The organism is Klebsiella africana (assembly GCF_020526085.1).
GTDB classification, from domain to species: Bacteria; Pseudomonadota; Gammaproteobacteria; order Enterobacterales; family Enterobacteriaceae; genus Klebsiella; species Klebsiella africana.
The window spans coordinates 129,966-154,247 of the sequence record NZ_CP084874.1 but is presented as its reverse complement, the minus strand read 5'-3'; the positions used below and the strand labels follow the sequence as shown (position 1 = coordinate 154,247).

Annotated in this window: 24 protein-coding genes; 12 read left to right on the top strand and 12 right to left on the bottom strand. The window is 57.4% G+C overall.

Annotated elements, in window-relative coordinates; all coding sequences use genetic code 11:
- Window positions 1-18 precede the first annotated feature (18 nt).
- Entirely contained in the window at window positions 19-1,044 is a 1,026-nt protein-coding gene (tdh, locus tag LGL98_RS00745) for an L-threonine 3-dehydrogenase (protein WP_025712176.1), read from the bottom strand.
- 12 nt (window positions 1,045-1,056) lie between these two features.
- A complete protein-coding gene (gene kbl / locus LGL98_RS00740; RefSeq protein WP_012967063.1) occupies window positions 1,057-2,250 on the bottom strand; it encodes a glycine C-acetyltransferase in 1,194 nt (397 codons plus the stop codon).
- Window positions 2,251-2,463: 213 nt separating this feature from the next.
- On the opposite strand from kbl, the gene rfaD reads away from it, so the two are divergent.
- Genes rfaD through LGL98_RS00715 form a run of 5 tightly spaced genes read left to right on the top strand, consistent with a single transcriptional unit; the run spans window position 2,464 to window position 7,494 of the window.
- Complete coding sequence (gene rfaD / locus LGL98_RS00735) at window positions 2,464-3,396, top strand: ADP-glyceromanno-heptose 6-epimerase (protein WP_023291355.1); 933 nt, start codon at window positions 2,464-2,466, stop codon at window positions 3,394-3,396.
- Between the two features lie 9 nt (window positions 3,397-3,405).
- Window positions 3,406-4,464, top strand: coding sequence for an ADP-heptose--LPS heptosyltransferase RfaF (gene rfaF / locus LGL98_RS00730; protein ID WP_025712178.1), 1,059 nt, complete (start codon window positions 3,406-3,408; stop codon window positions 4,462-4,464).
- A 3-nt stretch (window positions 4,465-4,467) separates the two neighbouring features.
- Window positions 4,468-5,439 carry a lipopolysaccharide heptosyltransferase RfaC gene (gene rfaC, locus LGL98_RS00725; RefSeq protein ID WP_136033935.1) on the top strand — a complete coding sequence of 324 codons (972 nt, stop codon included), beginning with the start codon at window positions 4,468-4,470 and terminating at the stop codon, window positions 5,437-5,439.
- Window positions 5,439-6,347 carry a WaaZ-like lipopolysaccharide core biosynthesis protein gene (locus tag LGL98_RS00720; protein ID WP_136033937.1) on the top strand — a complete coding sequence of 303 codons (909 nt, stop codon included), beginning with the start codon at window positions 5,439-5,441 and terminating at the stop codon, window positions 6,345-6,347. Before rfaC ends, LGL98_RS00720 begins: the two co-directional genes overlap by 1 nt.
- Window positions 6,325-7,494: an O-antigen ligase family protein gene (locus LGL98_RS00715; RefSeq protein WP_168435390.1), complete on the top strand. Its 1,170-nt coding sequence runs from the start codon at window positions 6,325-6,327 to the stop codon at window positions 7,492-7,494. The genes LGL98_RS00720 and LGL98_RS00715 overlap by 23 nt, the downstream gene beginning before the upstream one ends.
- 41 nt (window positions 7,495-7,535) lie before the next feature.
- Here the strand turns inward: LGL98_RS00715 and LGL98_RS00710 are convergent, their stop codons facing one another.
- Complete coding sequence (locus tag LGL98_RS00710; RefSeq protein ID WP_025712182.1) at window positions 7,536-8,615, bottom strand: glycosyltransferase family 9 protein; 1,080 nt, start codon at window positions 8,613-8,615, stop codon at window positions 7,536-7,538.
- An 18-nt stretch (window positions 8,616-8,633) separates the two neighbouring features.
- The gene (locus tag LGL98_RS00705) at window positions 8,634-9,596 is read right to left on the bottom strand and encodes a polysaccharide deacetylase family protein (protein ID WP_136033939.1); all 963 of its coding nucleotides are present in this window, start codon (window positions 9,594-9,596) and stop codon (window positions 8,634-8,636) included.
- Between the two features lie 111 nt (window positions 9,597-9,707).
- On the opposite strand from LGL98_RS00705, the gene rfaQ reads away from it, so the two are divergent.
- From rfaQ to coaD, 7 genes are all read left to right on the top strand, one after another.
- Window positions 9,708-10,784: a putative lipopolysaccharide heptosyltransferase III gene (gene rfaQ, locus LGL98_RS00700; RefSeq protein ID WP_136033941.1), complete on the top strand. Its 1,077-nt coding sequence runs from the start codon at window positions 9,708-9,710 to the stop codon at window positions 10,782-10,784.
- Complete coding sequence (locus LGL98_RS00695) at window positions 10,781-11,908, top strand: glycosyltransferase family 4 protein (RefSeq protein ID WP_136033942.1); 1,128 nt, start codon at window positions 10,781-10,783, stop codon at window positions 11,906-11,908. The genes rfaQ and LGL98_RS00695 overlap by 4 nt, the downstream gene beginning before the upstream one ends.
- A 2-nt stretch (window positions 11,909-11,910) precedes the next feature.
- A complete protein-coding gene (locus LGL98_RS00690) occupies window positions 11,911-13,005 on the top strand; it encodes a glycosyltransferase (protein WP_136033944.1) in 1,095 nt (364 codons plus the stop codon).
- Between the two features lie 29 nt (window positions 13,006-13,034).
- Window positions 13,035-14,024: a glycosyltransferase gene (locus LGL98_RS00685; RefSeq protein ID WP_136033946.1), complete on the top strand. Its 990-nt coding sequence runs from the start codon at window positions 13,035-13,037 to the stop codon at window positions 14,022-14,024.
- A 91-nt stretch (window positions 14,025-14,115) separates the two neighbouring features.
- Entirely contained in the window at window positions 14,116-15,390 is a 1,275-nt protein-coding gene (waaA, locus tag LGL98_RS00680) for a lipid IV(A) 3-deoxy-D-manno-octulosonic acid transferase (protein WP_136033948.1), read from the top strand.
- On the top strand, window positions 15,390-16,166 hold the full coding sequence (locus LGL98_RS00675) for a glycosyltransferase family 2 protein (RefSeq protein ID WP_136033950.1): 777 nt from the start codon (window positions 15,390-15,392) through the stop codon (window positions 16,164-16,166). The genes waaA and LGL98_RS00675 overlap by 1 nt, the downstream gene beginning before the upstream one ends.
- A complete protein-coding gene (gene coaD / locus LGL98_RS00670; protein ID WP_025712191.1) occupies window positions 16,163-16,642 on the top strand; it encodes a pantetheine-phosphate adenylyltransferase in 480 nt (159 codons plus the stop codon). The genes LGL98_RS00675 and coaD overlap by 4 nt, the downstream gene beginning before the upstream one ends.
- 79 nt (window positions 16,643-16,721) lie before the next feature.
- Here the strand turns inward: coaD and mutM are convergent, their stop codons facing one another.
- The 8 genes from mutM to radC all read right to left on the bottom strand — a co-directional run bounded on the left by mutM (window position 16,722) and on the right by radC (window position 24,210).
- On the bottom strand, window positions 16,722-17,531 hold the full coding sequence (gene mutM / locus LGL98_RS00665; RefSeq protein WP_136033952.1) for a bifunctional DNA-formamidopyrimidine glycosylase/DNA-(apurinic or apyrimidinic site) lyase: 810 nt from the start codon (window positions 17,529-17,531) through the stop codon (window positions 16,722-16,724).
- 63 nt (window positions 17,532-17,594) lie between these two features.
- On the bottom strand, window positions 17,595-19,928 hold the full coding sequence (locus tag LGL98_RS00660; protein ID WP_136033954.1) for a TonB family protein: 2,334 nt from the start codon (window positions 19,926-19,928) through the stop codon (window positions 17,595-17,597).
- The gene (locus tag LGL98_RS00655) at window positions 19,929-21,302 is read right to left on the bottom strand and encodes a DNA-binding protein (RefSeq protein WP_136033956.1); all 1,374 of its coding nucleotides are present in this window, start codon (window positions 21,300-21,302) and stop codon (window positions 19,929-19,931) included.
- On the bottom strand, window positions 21,292-21,987 hold the full coding sequence (locus LGL98_RS00650) for a PP2C family serine/threonine-protein phosphatase (protein WP_042940972.1): 696 nt from the start codon (window positions 21,985-21,987) through the stop codon (window positions 21,292-21,294). Before LGL98_RS00650 ends, LGL98_RS00655 begins: the two co-directional genes overlap by 11 nt.
- 34 nt (window positions 21,988-22,021) lie before the next feature.
- Entirely contained in the window at window positions 22,022-22,699 is a 678-nt protein-coding gene (locus tag LGL98_RS00645; protein WP_016529878.1) for a vWA domain-containing protein, read from the bottom strand.
- 204 nt (window positions 22,700-22,903) lie between these two features.
- A complete protein-coding gene (gene rpmG, locus LGL98_RS00640; RefSeq protein WP_002922510.1) occupies window positions 22,904-23,071 on the bottom strand; it encodes a 50S ribosomal protein L33 in 168 nt (55 codons plus the stop codon).
- 20 nt (window positions 23,072-23,091) lie between these two features.
- Window positions 23,092-23,328, bottom strand: a complete 237-nt coding sequence (rpmB, locus tag LGL98_RS00635) for a 50S ribosomal protein L28 (protein WP_000091955.1) — start codon at window positions 23,326-23,328, stop codon at window positions 23,092-23,094.
- A gap of 216 nt (window positions 23,329-23,544) precedes the next feature.
- Window positions 23,545-24,210 carry a RadC family protein gene (gene radC / locus LGL98_RS00630; protein WP_025712198.1) on the bottom strand — a complete coding sequence of 222 codons (666 nt, stop codon included), beginning with the start codon at window positions 24,208-24,210 and terminating at the stop codon, window positions 23,545-23,547.
- Window positions 24,211-24,282 lie beyond the last annotated feature (72 nt).

Below are 24,282 nucleotides of genomic sequence, written 5' to 3'. Positions count from 1 at the left end.
TACGACAGCACCAGGGAATTATTCCCAGCTCAATACCACTTTTCCGGACTGGCCGGATCGCATCGCATCGAAGCCCTTCTGGAAGTCGTCAATGCCGAAGCGGTGGGTAATGATCGGCGAAAGGTCGAGACCAGACTGGATCAGCGCCGCCATCTTGTACCAGGTTTCGAACATTTCGCGACCATAGATACCTTTAATAAACAGCCCCTTGAAGATGACCTTGGTCCAGTCGATGGACATATCCGACGGTGGGATACCCAGCATCGCAATACGGCCGCCGTGGTTCATGGTATCGAGCATGCTGCGAAACGCCGGCGGCGCACCGGACATCTCCAGACCCACATCGAAACCTTCGGTCATGCCCAGCTCAGCCATCACGTCGTTGAGACTCTCTTTGGCCACGTTCACCGCGCGGGTGACGCCCATTTTGCGCGCCAGCTCCAGACGGTACTCGTTGACGTCAGTGATCACCACATTACGCGCGCCGACATGTTTCGCCACCGCCGCCGCCATCACGCCGATCGGGCCGGCGCCGGAGACCAGCACATCTTCCCCTACCAGATCGAAGGAGAGCGCGGTGTGCACGGCGTTGCCGAACGGGTCGAAAATAGACGCCAGGTCATCAGAGATATTGTCGGGAATCTTAAAGGCGTTAAAGGCCGGGATCACCAGATACTCGGCAAAGCAGCCCGGGCGGTTGACGCCCACGCCGATGGTGTTGCGACACAGGTGGGTACGGCCCGCGCGGCAGTTACGGCAATGGCCACAGGTAATATGCCCTTCACCGGAGACGCGGTCGCCAATCTTAAAGCCGCGCACTTCCTGACCAATCCCGACCACTTCGCCGACGTATTCGTGACCAACTACCATCGGCACCGGAATGGTCTTCTGCGACCACTCATCCCAGTTGTAGATGTGCACGTCGGTCCCGCAAATGGCGGTCTTGCGGATTTTAATCAGCAGATCGTTATGGCCGACTTCCGGTTCCGGTACGTCGGTCATCCAGATGCCTTCTTCCGCTTTCAGTTTGGATAACGCTTTCATCTCACACCCTTATTAGGCGATGACGCCCAGTTGTTTGCCGATGCGGGTAAAGGCTTCCACCGCACGCTCAATTTGTTCAGGGGTATGCGCCGCCGACATTTGGGTGCGAATACGCGCCTGGCCTTTCGGAACCACCGGATAGAAGAAGCCGGTAACATAAATCCCTTCTTTTTGCAGCTCGCGGGCAAAGTTCTGCGCCACCACCGCTTCACCCAGCATCACCGGAATGATGGCATGGTCGGCGCCCGCCAGCGTGAAGCCTGCCGCGGTCATTTTTTCGCGGAACAGACGCGCGTTAGCCCACAGGCGATCGCGCAGGTCTGCCCCCTCTTCGACCATCTCCAGCACTTTAATGGAGGCGGCCACGATGGCCGGCGCCAGAGAGTTGGAGAAGAGATACGGGCGGGAGCGCTGGCGCAGCCACTCGACCACCTCTTTGCGCGCGGCGGTGTAGCCACCGGAGGCGCCGCCCAGCGCTTTACCGAGGGTGCCGGTGATGATGTCGACGCGCCCCATCACGTCGCAGTATTCGTGGGAGCCGCGGCCGTTTTCGCCGACGAAGCCGACGGCGTGGGAGTCATCGACCATCACCAGCGCATCGTATTTGTCCGCCAGGTCGCAAACGCCTTTCAGGTTGGCGATCACGCCGTCCATGGAGAAGACGCCGTCGGTAGCAATCAGCACGTGGCGCGCGCCGGCTTCGCGGGCTTCTTTCAGACGCGCTTCCAGTTCCTGCATGTCGTTGTTGGCATAGCGGAAGCGCTTCGCTTTACACAGACGCACGCCATCGATGATCGAGGCATGGTTCAGGGCGTCGGAGATAATGGCATCTTCCGGGCCGAGCAGCGTTTCAAACAGGCCGCCGTTGGCGTCGAAACAGGAGGAGTAGAGGATCGCGTCTTCCATACCGAGGAAATCGGCCAGCTTCTTCTCCAGCTGCTTGTGCGTATCCTGAGTGCCGCAGATAAAGCGGACGGAGGCCATCCCGAAACCGTGGCTGTCCATGCCGGATTTCGCCGCGGCAATCAGTTCCGGGTGGTTCGCCAGGCCCAGATAGTTATTGGCGCAGAAGTTAATCACGTGGCTGTCGCCGACGGTAATATCCGCCTGCTGCGCCGAGGTGATGATGCGCTCTTCTTTAAACAAACCTTCGGCCCGAGCGGTCTCCAGATTGCTAGTTAACTGTTTGTAGAAATCACCACGCATTGCAACTCTCCAGATTCGGCAAAATTTGGCACATATTACCCAAAGCTATACGCTGATACGAGATGATGCAGGCCTGAATGAATTATTTGCAGCATAAATCACGTCAGCCCAGCACCTTATTCTGCGAATGGCTGTAGGCTTGCTCATGTGGTGATATGATATGAGCATTCATGTCCGGATTGTCTCCGGGCTCCCAACTTCAAAGGTACAGTTATGATCATCGTTACCGGCGGCGCAGGCTTTATCGGCAGCAACATCGTTAAAGCGCTGAATGACAAAGGGATTACCGACATTCTGGTTGTCGACAATCTGAAAGACGGCACCAAGTTTGTGAACCTGGTTGACCTGAACATCGCTGACTACATGGATAAAGAAGATTTTCTGATCCAGATTATGGCGGGCGAAGAGTTCGGCGACATCGACGCTATCTTCCACGAAGGCGCATGCTCTTCCACCACAGAGTGGGACGGCAAGTACATGATGGACAACAACTATCAGTACTCCAAAGAGCTGCTGCACTACTGCCTGGAGCGCGAAATTCCGTTCCTGTACGCCTCTTCAGCGGCCACCTACGGCGGACGCACCAGCGACTTCATCGAATCTCGCGAGTACGAACAGCCGCTGAACGTCTACGGCTACTCCAAATTCCTGTTCGACGAATACGTGCGCCAGATCCTGCCGGAAGCCAATTCGCAGATCGTCGGCTTCCGCTACTTCAACGTCTACGGACCGCGTGAAGGCCATAAAGGCAGCATGGCGAGCGTGGCTTTCCACCTCAATACCCAGCTGAATAATGGCGAAAGTCCGAAACTGTTCGAAGGCAGCGACGGCTTCAAGCGCGACTTCGTTTACGTGGGCGACGTAGCTGACGTCAATCTGTGGTTCTGGGAAAACGGCGTTTCCGGCATCTTCAACCTTGGCACCGGCCGCGCGGAATCCTTCCAGGCCGTCGCCGATGCGACCCTGGCATACCACAAAAAAGGCAGCATCGAGTACATCCCGTTCCCGGACAAACTGAAAGGCCGCTACCAGGCATTCACCCAAGCGGATCTGACTAACCTGCGCAAAGCGGGCTATGACAAACCGTTCAAAACCGTTGCCGAAGGCGTAACGGAATATATGGCCTGGCTAAACCGCGACGCATAAGAAACAAGCATGAAAATATTGGTGATAGGCCCGTCTTGGGTGGGCGACATGATGATGTCGCAAAGTCTTTATCGTACGCTCAGGGCGCGCTATCCCCAGGCGATTATCGACGTGATGGCGCCAGCCTGGTGCCGTCCGTTGCTATCGCGCATGCCGGAAGTGAACGAAGCGATCCCGATGCCGCTGGGCCACGGCGCGCTGGCTATCGGCGAACGCCGCAAGCTCGGCCATAGCCTGCGCGAGCGTCGCTACGATCGCGCTTACGTGCTGCCGAACTCGTTTAAATCGGCATTAGTCCCCTTCTTTGCCAACATCCCGCTGCGCACCGGCTGGCGCGGCGAGATGCGCTACGGGTTGCTCAACGACGCCCGGGTGCTGGATAAAGACGCCTGGCCGTTGATGGTGGAACGCTACGTGGCGCTCGCCTATGACAACGGCGTCATGCGCTGCGCCAAAGATCTGCCGCAACCTCTGCTATGGCCGCAGCTGCAGGTCAACGATGGCGAAAAATCACAGACCTGCAGCGCCTTTAATCTGTCGAACGACCGGCCGATCATCGGCTTCTGTCCCGGCGCGGAGTTCGGCCCGGCCAAACGCTGGCCGCACTATCACTATGCTGCGCTGGCGAAAAAGCTCATCGACGATGGCTACCAGATTGCGCTATTTGGCTCGGCAAAAGATAACGAGGCCGGCAAAGAGATCATCGCCGCGCTCAGCAGCGAGCAGCAGGCCTGGTGCCGCAATCTGGCGGGTGAAACCCAGCTGGAGCAGGCGGTCATTCTGATCGCCGCCTGTAAAGCTGTAGTGACTAACGATTCGGGGCTGATGCACGTCGCCGCCGCGCTGGACCGCCCACTGGTGGCACTGTATGGCCCGAGCAGCCCGGACTTCACCCCGCCGCTGTCGCATAAAGCGCGGGTTATCCGCCTGATTACCGGCTACCACAAGGTGCGCAAAGGCGATGCCGCGGAAGGCTATCATCAGAGCCTGATCGACATCACCCCAGAACGCGTCCTGCAAGAGCTGAACGAACTGTTAGCGGAAAAAACCGAGCACGAGGAAGCGTAACGGATGCGGGTATTGATCGTAAAAACCTCGTCCATGGGCGACGTGCTGCACACGCTGCCCGCGCTAACCGACGCCGCGCAGGCTATCCCCGGCATCCGCTTCGACTGGGTGGTTGAAGAGGGTTTCGCGCAGATCCCCTCCTGGCATGAAAGCGTCGAGCGGGTGATCCCGGTGGCGATCCGCCGCTGGCGTAAAGCCTGGTTTTCCGCGCCGATTAAAGCGGAGCGTCAAGCCTTCCGCGAGGCCGTTCAGGCGGTAAAGTATGACGCCATCATCGACGCCCAGGGGCTGGTGAAAAGCGCCGCGCTGGTTACTCGCCTGGCGCACGGCGTCAAGCACGGTATGGACTGGCAAACGGCCCGCGAGCCGCTGGCCAGCCTGTTTTACAACCGCCGCCACCATATCGCGAAACAGCAGCACGCGGTGGAGCGTACCCGCGAGCTGTTCGCCAAAAGCCTCGGCTACGCGAAACCCCAGACGCAGGGAGATTACGCCATTGCGCGCCATTTCCTGCAGCATGAGGCTAGCGCTGCCGCCCCCTATCTGGTGTTCCTGCACGCCACCACCCGCGACGATAAACACTGGCCGGAACCCCGCTGGCAGGAGCTGCTCGATCTGCTTGCCGACAGCGGCGTTCGTATTAAGCTACCGTGGGGCGCCCCACACGAAGAGGCGCGGGCAAAACGACTGGCGGAAGGACGGGAGTATGTTGAAGTACTGCCGCGCATGAGCCTTGAGCAGGTGGCGCAGGTTCTGGCCGGCGCCCGGGCCGTCGTCTCGGTCGATACCGGACTGAGCCATCTGACCGCCGCGCTGGATAAACCGAACTTCACGCTCTACGGCCCGACCGATCCGGGACTGATTGGCGGATACGGTAAAAACCAGCACATCGTACGGCCGGAAAATAGCACCAGCACCGGCGATATTCCGGCCAGCCGGGTTCATCTTCTTCTGCAAAATCAGGGGCTGCTCTGATGGGATCCCTGTTTAAGCAGATCTATCGTTACACGCGCCCTCGCGCTTATCGTCACAATGAAAATCTGTGGCCTTTTACCCGCATTACGCGCGCGCCGAGCGGCGAAATTAGCGCGTTACGCTATAAAGGGAAAACGGTGCCGCTGGTCAGCCTGAGCGCGCTGAAAAACAGCATGCAGGGCGAAGTCCTGCTGACCGCCACCGGCCCTTCAACCCGCAATATCGATTTTTCCCTGTTGTCGAAAACGATCCCGGTGATGGGCGTCAATGGCGCCTGGCATCTTGCCGACCGGCTGCACTTTTCGCTCTATACCATCGTCGACATGGAATTTTTCGATAAGAAGCCGGACATTATCCGCGCCATTGTCAGCCAGCCGGATATTTTGCTGTTCACCACCATGCACGGGATCGCCAAAATCGTCGATCGCTATGGGGACGCGCTGCGCTGCCGTTTGGCGTTGATTGAGGACGGTTGCTATAAGATTTACCAGCCGAAAGTCGCCAGCGAAGCGATAAAGCGCACTTACCAGCAGAATCCAGCGATGTGCCTTCATCCTCAGCGCCCGGATATCTGCTTTAGCACCGATATCCGCCAGGGGGTTTTCGATGCCGGAACGGTGGTCTACTGGGCGCTGCAAATTCTCGCCTGGCTGGGCTTCAATACGATCCTGGTGAGCGGCCTGGATATGACCAACTTTAACCAGCCGCGGTTCTACGAAACACAACAAGAAAAATTGCCTTCTTACCTGGCAACGAAAGTAGATACCCTCGTCATGCCCTCTTTTGCGCATGCCGCGCAGGTACTGCAGCAACGCCAGATTCGGGTGATTAATTTTTCCCCAGAAAGCGCTGTGCCGGACACTATCTTCGAAAAGGTTGCGTTTAATGAGTACTTTAAAAGTGAGTAACTTCGCCAGACAGGGTTACTCGATCGTCTTTCCTTTGTTTTTATTTTTCAGCGCGATTTTTTGCATGTCCACCCGGACCAATAACCTGCTGCATTTATCGATCCTGCTGCTGTTGCTGTCGCTGGTTCGCCAGGAAAACCGCCAGGCGCTGGCCGGGGTGTTGCGCGAGCAGTGGCCGACATGGGCACTGCTCGCGGTCTTCTTTATTTATTACGCCCTCAGTAATCTGTGGGGCCATACGCCGCAGCATATCGACTCGCCGATCACCCATGGCGTGTATCTGACCGGGTATTTGTTACTGATGGCGTTGCTGCTCAGCGACGAACGAACCCGCCGTCTGGCCATGCTGGCGGTGGTCGGCGGGATCACTGTGCTCTCGCTGTGGACGCTAATTATCGACCACACGCTGGTGCTTACCGAACGTGCGGTCTCCCCCGAGAACCCTGGGCCAACGAACGTTATCGACCTTGCCGGTTACTGCGGTATCGGCATTTTAATCTGCGGCATGCTACTGAAAGAAAAAGCCAGCCACTGGCTCTATCTGCCGCTCACCATCATGCTGGTAATGATGCTGCTGACCCAGAGCCGTGGGCCGATCATCGCCCTGGTGCTGGCGGTCTGCTGTACGTTGCACCTGCACGTTTTTACCCGCCGCAACCTGCTGATCGCCGCAGCGCTGGCTGTGCTGGTAGCGCTGCTCCTGGTCGTGACGCCGGTGGGCGATATGCTGCTCGCCCGTTTTGAAGAGCTGGGCACCCAAAGCGGGCTGCGACTGAGCATCTGGCACCATACGCTCTCGGAGATGGCCAGTCAGCCCTGGCTGGGCCGTGGCTTCAGCTATGAACTGGACTTCATCAACTACAGCGGCGAGCACATCACCACTACTCACAGCGTGTATATGGGCGCCCTGCTGAAAGGCGGCATCGTGGGTTTACTGCTGCTGCTGGCGGTCATTGCCTGCGGGCTATGGCAGGCGTGGCGCAAGCGCCGCACCGACAGCCGCTACAGCCTGGCAATCCTGTTTTACGCGCTGGTATTTATGGCCTCGCAGGGGATGTTTATCATCAGCAATCCCCGGGAAACCTGGGTGCTGTTCTGGCTGCCGCTGGGCATTGCGCTCAGCAAAGGGTTGGCGGAAAAACGCTAACAAAAAGGGCCGTCAGCGGCCCTTTTTTATTAACTTATCTATTAACTGCGGGCAGCGACCAGCCGGTCGGCCTCCTCCTGAATCACGGGCCACACCGACTCAATCGCCACATCGGCGACATTTGCCTCTTCACAGACGATCTGTTTCGCCTTGTCATAGCCCGGCGCCCAGATGTGATAGCCGGGCAGGCCGGTATCTTTGAGTTTGCGTTTGTTATAGACCGCCACCATCGGCTTATCGAAGGCCCGGGCAATATGCACGATCGAGGTGTCCGGCGTAATGACTAAATCACAGCTGCGGATCACTTCGACAGCGGAATTGATGGTGCTGTCGGCGATGTACAGTGCCATATCCAGTCCCAGCTGACGGATTTTTTCACTGCGCCCCACCATCACGATACAGACCCGGTAAGGCAGAGCATGTAACCGCTCAACCAGGGTCGCCACCTGGTGACGACAGAAGTCTTTATCCTCGGACGCGGTAAAAGGGTTAATGGCGATACGCAGTTCGACCTCTCCGGCCTGGGAAAGCAAGCGGGCTACTTTCTCCCGCTCATGGCGGCAGCCGGGGAGATGATAGTGATACGGGTGGTCGTCAACGATGCCAAACAGCTTCACTACCTGTTTATAGCGCTGGGAAATATGGCTGTTGCTGTCAAAAAAAGCGATCGAATGATCGTAAAGTTTATATTGATCTTTATTAAAGCCAATCACGCTGGTCGCGCGTAAATCGGCGAGTAATTTAAAGCGTTCATAGCTGGTGACGTCATCAAAATCGATAACCGCATCAAAGCCCACCGCCCTTAAAACATTTAAGGACATGCGCGGCCGATATAAATATACTTGTTGAATGAATTCTGAGCCTGCTAATATTTCGCAGCATATTGGTCCGGTTAACACCGAAACCTGATATCCCCGTTCAGCCAGTATTCTGGCGCAGCCGGTCGTAACCACCATATCACCGACTTTATCGTCCAGACGCAATAGCAGTACGCGGTGCACAGGCGCCGGGTCAAAGGCTTTACGCGCCGGCTTATTTCTGTATCGATAGTTAATTAAATTAAATTTAATGCCGCGGAAAAAAGCATTCTTTTTCCGCGTTAATTGTTTAAGGATACGCATACGGTACCTTGAGCTGTGTTAGCGCTGTGTAATTTTCCGCTGGTAATATTCTGCCAACGTCATTCCCTTCACCTGCGGCGCCAGCCAGCTAAAAAAGGCTTCAAGGTCAGCGTATAAACGCTCAATATCCCGTTCATTCTGGAACGTGGGGCTGCCGCCGGGCATATACTCTGAAGAGTGGAGCATATATTCCACGTAGTCATTGCCCTGCGTCAACGTTTGTTCGACGACTTTTTTCATCGTCTCCACGTTGCCACCCATCGGACGCAGCCAGTGCACGGAGGGAGAACGCACTTTGCCACGCAGCCGATCGTAACCCTGCTTCACGCTGTTCATCCACGCTGAGTGCTTGTACTGAATGCTCATCGGCACTTCCAGCAGCGGAGAGTGGCCTTCGCGGCTGATATCATTTTCATCGAGGAAATAGGCATGCTGCGGGAAGCGGCGATAATCGGTCCCGCCATCGCCCTGCGGCGCCCCCTTGGCGGTCTTCCAGTTCACCCGCGGGGTCACCGAGCAATCCACCTGATACCCGTGCTCCACCAGCAGACGCGCATAGCGCTCGTCAAAGGCCCAGCGCCCGGCGCGATGGCTGACCATTTTGGTCTGGAAGGTGTCCTCCAGCAGACGCGTCATATAGTCGACCTTCTCACGCATCATGGCATCGCTGTATTCAATAAGATAAGGCTTATGTCGCCAGTCATCGGCGGTCAGCGGCTCGGTCGGCGGGCTGTTCCACGCATGCAGATGCATGCCGATTTCCGCGGTACCGCGGGCAATCACGTCTCTGGCAAATTCGATATAAAAAGGGTCGATGGCCATTTCATAATTGGTCAAATAGACCGGTTTAAAGCCATACTTTTCGCAAAGCTGCTGAAAACGCGGGAGATAGCGCGCATTCTCGGTGGTGATACTGTCATGTTTTTGCCAGAGGTTATCGCCCTCTGTATCAATCGTGATGAGAAATGCGGGATTGTGCACGAAAACGTCCTCAGGCCATACGTATCGGGTCATGGTAGAGCAATACAACGCTTCTCTCAATCTGTCTGATCCCCTAGAATCGGAACCCTTATCCTGGATGAAGAACAGAGTATGACGCCTGAAACCCTCTCCCGCGGCCCGTTGAACCCGGCGCGGATCCTGGTCATTAAGCTGCGCCATCATGGCGACATGCTGCTGATCACGCCGCTTATTCACGCGCTGAAACAGCAGTATCCCGCCGCCCGCGTGGATGTCCTGCTGTATGAAGAGACCCGGGATATGCTCGCCGCCAACCCCGATATCCATCATATTTATGGTCTCGACCGCCGCTGGAAAAAGCAGGGAAAAAGGCATCAGCTAAAGATGCAATGGCAGCTCATTCAGACGCTGCGCCAGCAGCGATACGATATGGTGCTTAACCTTGCCGACCAGTGGCCGAGCGCGATTATCAGCAAACTGACCGGCGCCGCCACGCGGATCGGTTTTGATTTCCCAAAGCGCCGCCACCCGTTATGGCGCTACTGCCACACCGCGCTGGCCTCAACCCAACAGCACAACCAGCTGCATACGGTACAGCAGAATCTCTCTATCCTCGCTCCGCTTGGTATCCAGTTGCACGACGCGCCGGCGCGAATGGGCTACAGCGAAGCAGACTGGGCCACCAGCCGCGCCCTGCTGCCAGAGGAGTTCCGGGAAAACTACATCGTCATCCAGCCGACGTCGCGCTGGTTCTTTAAATGCTGGCGCGAAGATCGTATGAGTGCGCTGATCAACGCGCTGTCCGCCGAGGGGTACGCGGTGGTGCTTACCTCCGGCCCTGACGATAGAGAGAAGAAGATGGTGGATACCATCATCGCCGGCTGCCCGCAGGCGCGACTGCACTCTTTAGCCGGCCAGTTAACGCTGCGCCAGCTGGCAGCGGTGATCGATCATGCCCGGTTGTTTATCGGCGTCGACTCGGTGCCAATGCATATGGCTGCGGCTCTTGGCACTCCGCTGGTCGCCCTGTTCGGCCCCTCGAAGCTGACCTTCTGGCGCCCGTGGCAGGCGAAAGGCGAGGTGATCTGGGCCGGCGACTTCGGTCCGCTGCCCGACCCGGATGACATCAACACCAACACCGACGAACGTTATCTCGATTTAATTCCTACCGACGCCGTGATCGCGGCGGCGAAAAAGGTACTGGCATGAGTAAATTCAGGCTGGCTCTGGTGCGGCAGAAGTACCGCCCGGACGGCGGCGCAGAACGGTTTGTCTCCCGCGCGCTGGAAGCCCTCGACAGCAGTCATCTGCAGCTGAACGTCATCACCCGCGAATGGCAGGGGCCGGTGAAACCGGACTGGCAGATCCATATCTGTAACCCACGGAAATGGGGGCGCATCAGCCGCGAGCGCGGCTTTGCCAACGCCGCGCGTGCGCTGTGGCAGCGCGAGTCCTTCGACCTGGTGCAGAGCCATGAACGTATTCCCGGCTGCGATCTCTACCGCGCTGGCGACGGCGTTCATCGCCGCTGGCTGCAGCAGCGCTCGCGCATTTTACCGGCCTGGAAAAGCCGCCTGCTGTTCGCCGACCGTTACCACCGCTACGTCATGCAGGCGGAGCGCGAGATGTATGAAGACTCACACCTGCGCGGGGTGATCTGCAACGCCGAGATGATCAAGCGCGAGATCATCGAAGACTTTGGCCTGCCGGCGGACAAGATCCACGTTATTTACAACGCCATTGACAACCAGCGCTTCCTGCCGCCGGACGAAGAGACTTTTGCCGCCTTACGCGCCAAATGGCAGCTGCCGCTGCAGGCGACCTGCCTGATTTACGTCGGCTCCGGCTTTGAGCGTAAAGGGCTGGCGGCGGCAATCCGCGCCATCGCTCCCACCGATCGCTATCTGCTGGTGGTCGGCAAAGATAAGGATCAACCGCGCTATCAGGCGCTGGCGAAGAGCCTCGGCTGCGAAGCGCGGGTGCGCTTCTTCGGCATGCAGTCGGAAACGCTGCCCTTCTATCAGATGGCCGATGGTCTGCTGCTGCCGACCCTCTACGATCCGTTCCCCAACGTCATCCTCGAAGCGATGGCCTGCGGTCTGCCGGTGATCACCACCACCGGCTGCGGCGGGGCGGAGTTTATCGTCGAGGGGCACAACGGTTACGTCTGCGATGCCCTGGATATCCCGGCGCTGCAGCAGGCGGTGATGGCCCTGCCGCCGCGCGCGCTGGGCTCCGCGGAAGGCAGCCGCGCCCGCGAGCGCATTATGGACTGCACCAGCGAGCGCCTCTCAACCCAGCTGCTTTCTCTTTATCAGGATCTGGTGAAATAACGATGCGCATCTTATTTGTGATTGACGGTTTACCCGGCGGCGGCGCGGAAAAAGTGGTCCTGACCCTGGCGGCACAGTTCCTGCGCGACGGCGATCGGGTGTCGCTCATTTCGCTGCGCGACGTCTGCGAGTATCCGTTGCCCGAGGGGCTCGACTACCAGGTGGTGACCGATCGTTGCCGTAAACCGTGGCGCAAGCTGACCGAGCTGTCCCGCCGCGCCCGCCAGCTGGACGCCGCGGTCATCCGGGCCGAACAGCAGGGGCAATTTGACCTTGTGCTCTCCAACCTGCACAAAACCGACCGCATCGTCGCCCGCAGCCGGGCACTGCGCGAGCGTAACGTCTGGTTCTGCCTGCACGGCGTCTTCTCTGCCTCCTACCTCGGACATCGCACCGGCTTTGACCGCTGGATGAAGCAGCAGAAGATTAAGCGAATTTACCAGGGTCGCAACGTGGTGACGGTTTCCGACGCCGTGGGGCGCGATCTGGTTGAAGCCTTCGCCCTGCGTCCGGCGCAGCTGAAGACTATCTACAACCCCTTCGATATCACTGCCCTGCGAGCTGAGGCGGAAGCCGACAGCGAGCGCCCGGCCGGTGACTATCTGATTCACGTCGGCCGCTTCCATCCGGGCAAACGCCACGACCGTCTGCTCGAAGCCTATGCGCAAAGCGGCATCGACGCACCGCTGGTGCTGTTAGGCCAGGGAAAACCGGAGCAAGAGCAGCGCCTGCGCCAGCTGGCGAAAACGCTGCAGATTGAGGACCTGGTGTGGTTCAAAGGCTTTCAGAAAAACCCCTTACCGTGGATCAAAGGCGCGCGGATGCTGGTTTTGAGCTCGGATAGCGAAGGATTCGGCAATGTGGTGGTGGAGGCGCTGCTGTTGCATACGCCGGTCGCCAGCACCCGCTGCCCCGGCGGCGTCACCGAGATCCTCACCGGCGAACTTGCCCGCGGTCTGGCGGATCTGACCAGTCCGGCGCTGGCTCAGACGATGCAAAGCATTTACCATAACCCGCCGGCCATCGACGATGCCGCGCTGGAAAAATTCAGCGTCGTGTCCATTTGTCAGCAGTACCGTCAGCTGCAGCGCACCTGACGCCGTTAGTTAACCAGGATCGAAGATTTATGAGTCAAACGCCTTTATTGAGCATCGTGGCTGCCGTCTACAACGGTGAGAAATTTCTTGCGCAATTCTTTGAGTGCCTTGAACAGCAGCAGCTGGACAGCTATGAACTGATCCTGGTGAACGATGGTTCGACGGACAACAGCCTGGCGGTGGTCGCTGAATGGCGGGAGCGGCTACAGAACGTCCAGGTGCTGGAGCAGGAAAACCAGGGCGTCTCGGTCGCGCGCAATACTGGCCTCGCCGCCGCCCGCGGCAAATATCTGGCGTTTCCGGATATCGACGACAAACTCTATCCAGGCATGTATCGCACGCTGCTGGAGATGGCCGAGAAAGAACATCTCGATATCGCCACCTGCAACGGCACCTATGTGTACGAAAAGCGCCGCGAGAGCCACCCGATTTTCCCGCTGGATCGCCTGCCCTCAACCGGCGTGCTGCCGGGCCATGTCTGGCTTAAGCAGGCCCTGGACTCGCGGAAGTTTCTGCACGTCACCTGGCTTAATATTTATCGTCACGACTTTATCCGCCAGCATCACTTCCATTTCGAGCCTGGCCTGCGCCATCAGGATATCCCCTGGACCACCGAGGCCCTGCTGGCCGCGGAGCGCGTGCAGTACACCAGTCAGCAGTTCTATGATTACTACATTCACTCTGAGTCGGTGTCGCATAAGCCGGACAACGACGACACGCTGATGCGTTCGGCGCGCCATTACATGAAAATTCTGGAGATGCTGGAGGCGATCAACCAGCGCTACCCGGATAAAGTGCGCCATATCGCCGCCTGTCGCTGGCAGATTGCCAAAGAAGGCCTGGGGATCATCCATACCTTCGACAGCATGAAAGATGAGTCGAAAAAGCATGTTATTATTAACGAATTCTTCGATCGCGGTATCTGGCGGTTAATCTGGAAAAACGCCTGTACTTTCCGTTTACGCTGGCGCCTGGGACGCCGCTATCTGCGTATTAAGCGTTATCGCCACGCGGGATAGACCAAAAACCCGCTGTTTCCGCCAAAGAGATAGCTTTACGCGGGCGAAATGCTTAGAATTTGCCCGCCAAAACAGAGAACGGATAAATAGTTTGGAATTGCTTTATACCACCCTACTTTACCTTATTCAGCCGCTGGTGTGGCTGCGGCTGCTGCTGCGTAGCCGTAAGGCTCCTGCCTACCGTAAACGCTGGGCGGAACGCTATGGCTACTGTCAGAACAAGGTAGAGCCGGATGGCATTCTGCTGCACTCCGTTTCCGTCGGCGAGACCTTAGCCGCCATTCCGCTGGTTCGCGCCCTGCGCCACCGCTACCCTTCTCTGCCGATCACTGTCACCACCATGACGCCGACCGGCTCCGAGCGCGCCATGTCGGCGTTCGGCAAAGATGTTCATCACGTCTATCTGCCCTACGATCTGCCCGGCGCCATGAACCGTTTCCTGAACACCGTTCAGCCGAAGCTGGTGATTGTGATGGAGACCGAGCTGTGGCCAAATATGGTGGCCGCGCTGCATAAGCGTAAGATCCCGCTGGTGATCGCCAACGCGCGCCTGTCCGAACGTTCCGCTAAAGGCTATGCCAAACTGGGCGGCTTTATGCGCCGCCTGTTAAGCCGCATTACGCTTATCGCGGCGCAGAACGAAGAAGATGGTAACCGCTTCCTCTCGCTGGGGCTGAAGCGCAACCAGCTCGCGGTCACCGGTAGCCTGAAATTCGATATCTCGGTCACGCCTGAGCTGGCGGCCCGGGCGGTGACGCTGCGCCGGCAATGGGCGCCGCATCGTAAAGTCTGGATCGCCACCAGCACCCACGACGGCGAAGAGCAAATCATCCTGCAGGCGCATAAAAAGCTGCTGGAGACCTTCCCGAACCTGCTGCTGATCCTTGTGCCCCGCCATCCGGAGCGCTTCCCGGACGCCCGCGAGATGGTGCTAAAAGCCGGGATGAGCTTCACCCTGCGCAGCACCGGCGAGATCCCTTCTTCCAGTACCCAGGTGGTGATTGGCGATACCATGGGCGAACTGATGCTGCTCTACGGCATTGCCGACCTCGCCTTCGTCGGCGGCAGCCTGGTGGAGCGCGGCGGCCATAACCCGCTCGAGCCGGCGGCGCACGCCATTCCGGTGCTGATGGGGCCGCACACCTTCAACTTCAAAGATATCTGCGCCAAGCTGCAGCAGGACGATGGCCTGATTACCGTTACCGACGCCGATTCGCTGGTCAGAGAGGTGTCCACGCTCCTCACTGATGAAGACTACCGTCTGTGGTATGGCCGTCACGCGGTGGAAGTATTGCATCAAAACCAGGGCGCGCTGTCGCGTCTGCTACAGTTACTGCAACCCTACCTGCCGCAGCGGAGTCATTAATGTCGAACCGGCTTTCCGTGGTGATGATCGCCAAAAATGCAGCCGATCTACTGCCGGATTGTCTCGACTCCGTTAGCTGGGCGGATGAAATTATCGTCCTCGACTCCGGCAGTACCGACAATACCGTCGAGCTGGCCCGCCGCCTCGGCGCCCAGGTCTATACCCATACCGACTGGCGAGGCTATGGCATTCAGCGCCAGCGCGCGCAGGACTATGCCACTGGCGACTGGGTGTTGATGATCGATACCGATGAGCGCGTCACGCCTGAACTCAGGCAGGCTATTCTCAAGGTGCTGGCAGCGCCGCAGCGCGGCGCCATCTACAGCATCGCTCGCCGCAACTATTTCCTGGGACGCTTTATGCGCCACAGCGGCTGGTATCCCGATCACGTCCTGCGCCTGTACGAACGCGCCCGTTACCGCTATAACGATAATCTGGTCCATGAATCGCTGGATAGCCTTGGCGCCGAGGTTATTCCGCTGACCGGCGATCTCCTGCACTTGACCTGCCGCGACTTTGCGGGCTTCCAGCAAAAACAGCTGGCGTATGCCGCCGCGTGGGCGCTTGAGCGCCACCGCAAGGGCAAGAAGACCTCGATGGCAGGGATTTTCAGCCATACGCTGGGCGCGTTTCTCAAGACGCTGCTGCTGCGCGGTGGGGTGCTGGACGGCAAGCAGGGCTGGTTACTGGCGATGGTCAATGCCCAGTATACGTTTACAAAATATACCGAGCTGTGGGCGCTGAACCACGGCTACTCGGAGAAAGAGTCATCATGAGCACAAAAGCGATCTATCCGGGTACCTTCGATCCCATCACCAACGGCCATATCGATATTGTCACCCGCGCGGCGAGCATGTTCGATAAAGTGGTGCTGGCTATCGCCGCCAGCCCGAGCAAAAAGCCGATGTTCAGCCTTGATGAACGCATTGCGCTGGCGGAGCAGGCGACGGCCCATCTGGTGAACGTCCAGGTGGTCGGCTTTAGCGATCTGATGGCCAATTTCGCCCGCGCGCAGCAGGCCAATATTCTCATTCGCGGCCTGCGGGCGGTGGCGGATTTTGAGTACGAGATGCAGCTGGCCCATATGAACCGCCACCTGATGCCAACGCTGGAGAGCGTGTTTCTGATGCCGTGCAAAGAGTGGTCGTTTATCTCTTCCTCACTGGTGAAGGAAGTGGCGCGCCATCAAGGTGATGTTTCTCACTTCCTGCCAGCGAACGTCCATCAGGCGCTGCTGAATAAGCTGAAGTAACCTATCAGCTGCTCTGTCCCGGTCTGTGTGCCAGGTGGCGCTACGCTGACCTGGCCTACAAACGTTCGTGTTCCTGAGACTACTTCTGACACTGGCGGCAATAAAAAGTCGCCCGCTGGGCATGTTTGGTCCCGACGACCGGCGTACCGCAGATCCGGCATGGCTCGCCCTTGCGGCCATAGACCTGCAGCTCCTGGGCAAAATAGCCCGGCTTGCCATCGCTTTGCAGGAAATCCTTCAGCGTGGTGCCGCCCTGCTCTATCGAACGCAGCAGGACCAGCTTGATCACCTTCACCAGTTGCTCGCACTCGTCCCGCGACAGCGAGGACGCCAACCGGTCAGGATGGATCCCGGCGGAGAACAGCGATTCACTGGCGTAGATATTGCCGACCCCCACCACCAGCTTGTTATCCATCAGCCAGGGTTTGATCGCGGTTTTCTTCCTCGCGCATTTTTGCTGGAGATAGTCGGCGTTAAATTCATCGCTGAGCGGCTCCGGGCCAAGATGCGCCAGCACCGGGTGGCCTTCCAGCTCTTTGGTCCACAGCCAGGCGCCAAAGCGGCGCGGATCGGTGTAGCGCAGCACCTTGCCGTTACTCATGACCAGGTCAACGTGATCGTGTTTTTCTGCCGGCAGTTCTTCGCTCAGGATGCGCAAGCTACCCGACATCCCGAGATGGACGATGATCCAGCCGTCCGGGAGTTCCAAAAGCAGGTATTTGGCGCGGCGACGCACGCTGAGAACCGGAACGTCGCTCAGGCGATAAATCTCTTCGGAAACCGGCCAGCGCAGCCGTCCGTTGCGCACGACGGCGTGCAGAATGGTTGCACCAACCAGGTGCGGCTCGATGCCGCGACGGCTGGTTTCAACCTCTGGTAATTCAGGCATGATTTTCCTCATCTACATAGGCAGGCGTCACTATTTTACCTCGTTCAGGAGGCAGCGACGCGATTAGTGGAGAAAATTCACGCCAACGGTCATCCGCCTGCCATCAGGCTGCGGTTTAAACTTCCAGCGCCACAGCATATTGACCGCCTGCGCATCATACTGTTCCACTTCGCTGCTTTTGCTGATGAGTACCAGCGTCGGCATGCCAGTGTCATCGATATCAACGGTCAGTTCCGCCCGCCGTTCGTCTGGCCGCTGCGGCGCTTTCCACACTACGTTGAAGAGAGGAGCATTCAACACCTCATCACGATCGATATCAACCGTCATGCGCTGCGCTGGATACAGGGGGGCGACGGTTTCCTGACGATCCAGTTTTTGACTGGCGGGTAAGATCGCCGCGGCCTTCGCCGTATCTTCCCCTTTAGCTCTTTCCCCAAGGATATCGCCATAGTCGGCGTAGACCTTTGCCGAAAGAATCGTCTTACGTGGCCCCATGCCAACCCGCATCAGGAGCTTCGTTTTGATATTCGCTATTTTCTGCTCGGTATCCTCGATGAGCGGCTGTAGCAGCATGGAAGCGATCATCGCGCCCATGTACAGCTCTGGATCGCGATCGGCCCACACGCTCCCCCAGGCCATCCACACCTGCGGATCCTCTGGCGCCAGCGCCAGCAGCTGCGCCCATGCTGCCCTCTTCTCCTCAAAGGAAGCGTAACTTTTTCTGAACGCCAGATCTTTTAGTAGCGGCGCGTAGTACGGATGCGTATCCACCAGGGCTTCCATCGCCTCCGTCATTTCAGTAAAGCTTTCCATTCTGCCTTTGGTCGTTTTATCCCGCTTTTTAAGGTAGATAAGCTGTAATTGATGCGCCTCTTTCGCACTTAGTTTCTGTTGCGGAAACAGCGCTTTCATTCGCGTAAATCGCGCGATCATCTCCTGGCTGGCGCTTTCCATCCCCGTTTTATTATGACGAGCGGCCAGCCGGGAGATGCGCATCGCCCGCGCCTCCATCTCCTCATAGTACTCCTCCGGCGGTACACGATCGCTGATAAAGCTCACCGGCAGCAACACACGTTTTCCCTGCCGGTGAGAACCCAAACGCCACTGCTGCGCATAGTGCAGCGCCGCCTGGTCGAACTCGGGAATGCCGCTGCTGCACTCAACGACCACGTTTAACAGCTCGCCGCTGGCGTCAGTATCCAGCGAGAGGATGGTTGTCGCTGACTTGATGTATTTATGTATCGCCGGATACGGCATCGCCTGCAAACTCTCTTTCCTGATGCCATAGCGCTCCGTATCAATGCTGACGTGGCCGGGAAAGCGTTCGTTAATCGGGCTGACGCTACGCACGGGAGCGGTTTTAAACACGATTGATTTTGCCAAAGGCAGCACCTTGCTCGCTTCACTCTGCTCCGTTGCATACTTATCCAGTGGCAAATCGCAGGCGCGCGTCTGCATGCGCGCCTGCAAAATGTGCAGGATTTGCCGATCGTCCACCGGCATTTGCGCGATGTATGCTGCCAGCCGCTGCTGTAGCGCAGGCTGACGTGGACTCTCCTCCAGCCCCTCCGCCATCAACAATCCGGTTGTAATGCTTTGCGTGAGCGCCTGAAACTGCGAATTTCGCACCCGCGCATCATCGCGGGCCTGGATTAACGCGACTGCCCAGCCCAGCCAGGCATCCGGGTTTTCCGGCGCAATGGCAATGGCCCGACGAAACGCCGTTTCTGCTCGCGCTTTATCCGCCTCGCTCGTCAGCGTCAGGATGGCCGTGGCCAGCGTCAGATCGCCACGGTCCGGCATCCAGGCCAAATAGTCCATCATTTTGGGTAATGCTTTCGCTTCCCGTTCACGATAGCCCAGCGCCTGCTGCCAGAGCGCATCCGCGGCGGCGGCATCTTCTTCATTCCAGCCAAGCGGTAGCGCCGCCAGCGGTTTCTTCTGTGCGAGAAATTGCTCGGTGATCTTGTGCTGATTCAACGCCCCTCCACGCAGCGCTATCTGAATAAAACGGGCATGACGATCATAGAGAAAATCGCTCCAGACGGGCGTTTCCAGCTGATTCATACTCTGCCAGCGCCGCTGGTTTTGCTCGCCAATCGGCACCTTGCATAAGGTCATGCCGATGACAAAAACAATCTGCGCCACAGCAACTATCAGATAACCTTTATTGCGTCGGGTAACCGCCACCCACATCAGGGCGGAAAAATAGATCGTTCCCCCCAGCCACAGGCCATAGAGATATAAACGCTGGGGATCATTGAGCGCGACAGGTAACAGCGGCAGCTTATCCATTAAGCGAAATGGCGCGGACCACAGCAAGGAGACGAGATCCGGCGCCACAAAAGCCATCAGCAACGCGAAAAAGAGAATGAGATATCTTAATTTCAGCGTCATTTATGGCTTACTCCGAATAATGGACCGGAGTACCAGCGCCGTCCCCCAGATAAAAATAATCAGTAACGCCGCAATATCAAACCATGCTGGACCAGCGTCGTGGAGCCGGGCAAAACTGCGCGCCAGCCCCCCCATAATCAGCGTTCCCATCAGCGCCAGCGCGCCATGCCAGGCAAACGAAGGAACGTTGCTACGAATACTGCGCCACAGCAGGGTTATCGGCCCTGGCCCGATAGGCTGACGAGCTACGGCAGCGGCTGGCGCTCTGCTAGGCTGCCGCACAACAGGCGCAACCCGCGGGCGATCGGTTTCCGCTTGTTTACGCTGTTTTGCCTGTTTTATTCCCGCAACAACCTGTTTTTTCCGCGCGCAGACCAGACACGGCATCCCGGCGAAATGCTGGTGTTTTTGATGACAAAGAATAATTTTTTGCGTGCTGCGTAGCGCATAAGGACGCAGCTCCTGCGCCCACTCATCGGCGGAAGGACGTCGGGCGGGCGAGTCGCTGAATGCGCGATCGAACAGCTTACGCAGCTCAACCGGCAACAAATGGTGGGTACTGCCTGGCACCGGAACACTGCTTTTTGCCGCATTGATACCGTAGGCGTAACAACCGGCAGCGATACGACCGGGTAAATCATCAGGCACCTTCGCCGATATCGAGCGACCGCTGAAGGGATGAATTCCGTGATTGAGTAGCTGGAAAATAATCACCGCCAGCGAAAAGCGGTCCTGCGCCTCCTCTTGCTCACCGGGCACCTGCCCAATACGCTGAAACTCCGGCGCCAGATAATCCGGCGTAAACTGCCCTGCGGGGAAACGCTCTCCCTCGCCCTGAATGCTAAAGCCATCGCAGTCCAGCAGCGCGATATACAGGCTGTCGCGATAGAAGCGCAGGTTGACCGGCTTCATGTCGATAACCCGGTGCTGTCGCGCATGCAGCGTAGAGACCAGGGTAGCAAGGTTGCAAGCCAGGCTCACCTTCGCACCGATGCCTTCCGGCAGATGGTGCGCCTTCGCCTGCCGTGCCTGTAAAATATACTCCAGCTCAATGGTGCGCTGGGTGTCCAGAACCGGCATGACAAAACCCACAACGCGCTTGCGCTCGTCGTAGAGCAAATAGTCGGGCCACGCCAGCTGGACAATCGACGCATTTTCCGCGGGGGCGGGGATCTCGGGCCGCTGCGCCAACATGGCGCTGAGCTTGCGCTGGTAGTAAGCGGTATCGGTGTGTGGATGGTAAAGTTTGGCAACGCGGGAAGGGTCATCCGCCAGGAAGTAAACGCTACCCGCGCCACCGCTCTTGATCAATTTCCCCAGACGTACGGCGCGACGCTGTTCCGTATAGCAGACTGGCAGTTTTTTATGGTTCATGACGCAGGGCTACCAGAAGCGTCTTGTCATCACCGGTTATCGCCCAGGTGCGCGGGTCATCCAGCGTGGCGCGTAGCGCTTCGCTTCCCTCTGCCTCCGAAGATTGCTGTAGATAACGCAAAACCGGATCGATAAACGGAGAGAACAGCGCATCCCCACGCCGATTGAGTGCGAACGGCTGTACGCCGTCAGTCATCATTACCAACCGCGTGGCTCTGCCAGAAAACGGGCTGATATGTAAATGCTCTCGCCAGTCGTCGCTGGTCAGGAACCAGGTTTGGTTAGCGTATTCGCCGTTTTCAGGCAGGGAGAAGTGCTGTTCGGCATCCAGACCTAGCGCCGCAGCACCATCGCCAATATGCACTATCACAGAGGCAGTCTCGCCCAGCCACGCGGCCAGAACGGTACAGGCGAAATCGCCCGGGGAAATATCCTGTGCCTGCGCCTGTAACAGAACAGTCTCACGCACGCTCCCGACCAGCGCCACCAGCTGCTTTTCATCCGGTGCAGTGGTGAACGTCGCCAGTCGATTAGCCAGATCATGCGCGACCATGGCTGCGCCCTGCTCGCTATACGCGGCAGAGCCCGCCCCATCACAGACAACGGCGACAAGCCGATCGCCCAAATTGCGGTAGCAAAAGGCATCCTGGCAGGGAAGTTGATTTTGTCGGTGGCTGCTCCCCATGACCGACGCTGCGTATACGCGCCAGTTCATGGCGTCAGACCGAAATTTCTGACCAGCTATCCGTCGGCGGCAGCTGCGCTTTACCGCCCGGTGTCGACTGCGACACCACCTGCATACTGGCGCTGAGCCAGAGGAATAGCTCGCGGAACTGTAATCCCTTCAACTGCTTCACACCGTTAATACCGCTACGGCTGAACTGCCCCATCGACTCTGTTGCTTCGAGTCCTACGCTAATCGGAAACACAGCGACTTTGTTTGCCGCCTGCGCATCACGGCACGCCTGTGCAGCCGCCTGCCAGTTGTCCGTAGGTTCGCCATCCGACATTAAAAACAGCCACGGCCGGGTATAGGGGACGCCAGCCGCTTTCAGGCGCTGCTTTTCAGCTTCAATTTCGTCCAGCGCCAGGCTAACAGCCTGCCCGGTGGGCGTCAGGCCATTGGCTTCAAGCACCGGAGCGGTGAAGTCCATCGCATCACACCAGTCACCGTAGAGTTCACATTCATCATACCCGCCATACTTAATCACCAGCAGGCGAACGCGTTTCGCGGCGATGACATCCTGCTTAAGTTCTTCCTCCAGCAGCTTTAACCCTTCGTTCAACTGCGCGATTGGCTGGCCCTGCATACTGCCAGAGCAATCGAGGACCAAAATTAACGGGGTACGCTGTTCGCTGTTATCGATAAATGAAACATCTGGAATAAAAGAGGCCATAACAATCCTTGTCGCTGGTTTTCTGTACCGGAAGAATAGACAGACTCTACAAACAAGACAAGAAAAACCTTTTTATTCATATAGTTAATTGATAACGGCGAGACTATCAAAAGAGGGATATATAATTAGTTTTACAGATGTGTAGCGAGAAAAGGCAATAAAAAACCCCGCCTGGGCGGGGTTTTTATTACAAGGAGGCGAAAATTATTTAATTTTAGCTTCTTTGTAGATAACGTGCTGACGTACAACCGGATCGTACTTTTTCAGTTCCATTTTTTCCGGTTTGGTACGCTTGTTCTTCGTGGTGGTGTAGAAGTGACCAGTACCAGCGGAAGAAACCAGCTTGATTTTCTCACGAATACCTTTAGCCATGATTTATTTCCTCTAAGTACTTAGTACTTTTCGCCACGGGCACGCAGTTCAGCCAGAACTGTATCGATGCCTTTCTTATCGATTACACGCATACCTTTAGCAGATACGCGCAGGGTGACAAAACGCTTCTCGCTCTCAACCCAGAAACGGTGAGAGTGCAGGTTCGGCAGGAAACGGCGTTTAGTCGCGTTCAGTGCGTGGGAACGGTTGTTACCGGTCACCGGACGCTTGCCAGTAACTTGGCAGACTCGGGACATGTCTATTCTCCAAAAATCAAATTAGCTCGAGCTTCGTATGGGGTATTGGCGCCTCGTCAGGCTTTACAGCCTGGTCATCGCAGTTCAATGTGAACTCTCGACTGCCAGGCCCAAATGCCAAACCCGAGATTCTCAAAGGTGGCGTAGTATACGCTGACTCGGCGATGTGCTCAAGTCCCGAACAGACAAAGATCCCGAAGGATCGCCAGTTCGGCGCTAAATCCAGCCGCGTTCGGCAAAAGATACATACGCACCGCGGCCGATAACCAGATGGTCAAGCACACGTATCTCCATGAATCGACAAGATTTTACCACTCTTTCGGTAATCAGCCTGTCAGCCTGGCTCGGCTCCGGACTACCGGAGGGGTGATTATGCGCAAGGATCACGGCGGCGGCGTTCACTTTGATGGCTTCGCGTACAATTTCTCGCGGATGCACCTCAACGTGGCTAAGAGTACCAGAAAAAAGACGACTATGTTTCAACACCCGGTTCTGATTATCTAAAAAGATCACCATAAAGATCTCCCGCTCCTCTTCCGTCAGCTGGCTTTGCAAAAACTCTCGCGTCATTGAGGGAGAAATAAGCGCAGCTTCCTCGACCAGCTGCGAGCTAAAATAACGTCGCGCCAGTTCGGCAATCCCCTTCAGTTGCGCATATTTCGCCAGCCCTAGTCCGTCTACAGCAACCAGTTGCGCTTTATCAGCGGAAAGCAGGGCGTAAAGCGAACCAAAACGCTGCAGTAACGCCTGGGCATAACTCAGTACATCCTGATGACGTGTGCCGATGCGCAGAAACAGTGCCAGCAGCTCAACATCCGTTAGCGTTTCGATGCCGTACTGCAACATCTTCTCCCGTGGCATCAGATTTTCCATTCCGTCCATACGCCCTCCTGCGTCAATCAGCCTATCCTGGCACAGCCTGGCGGCACTGCCGACCCGCTACTTTTCACCCTG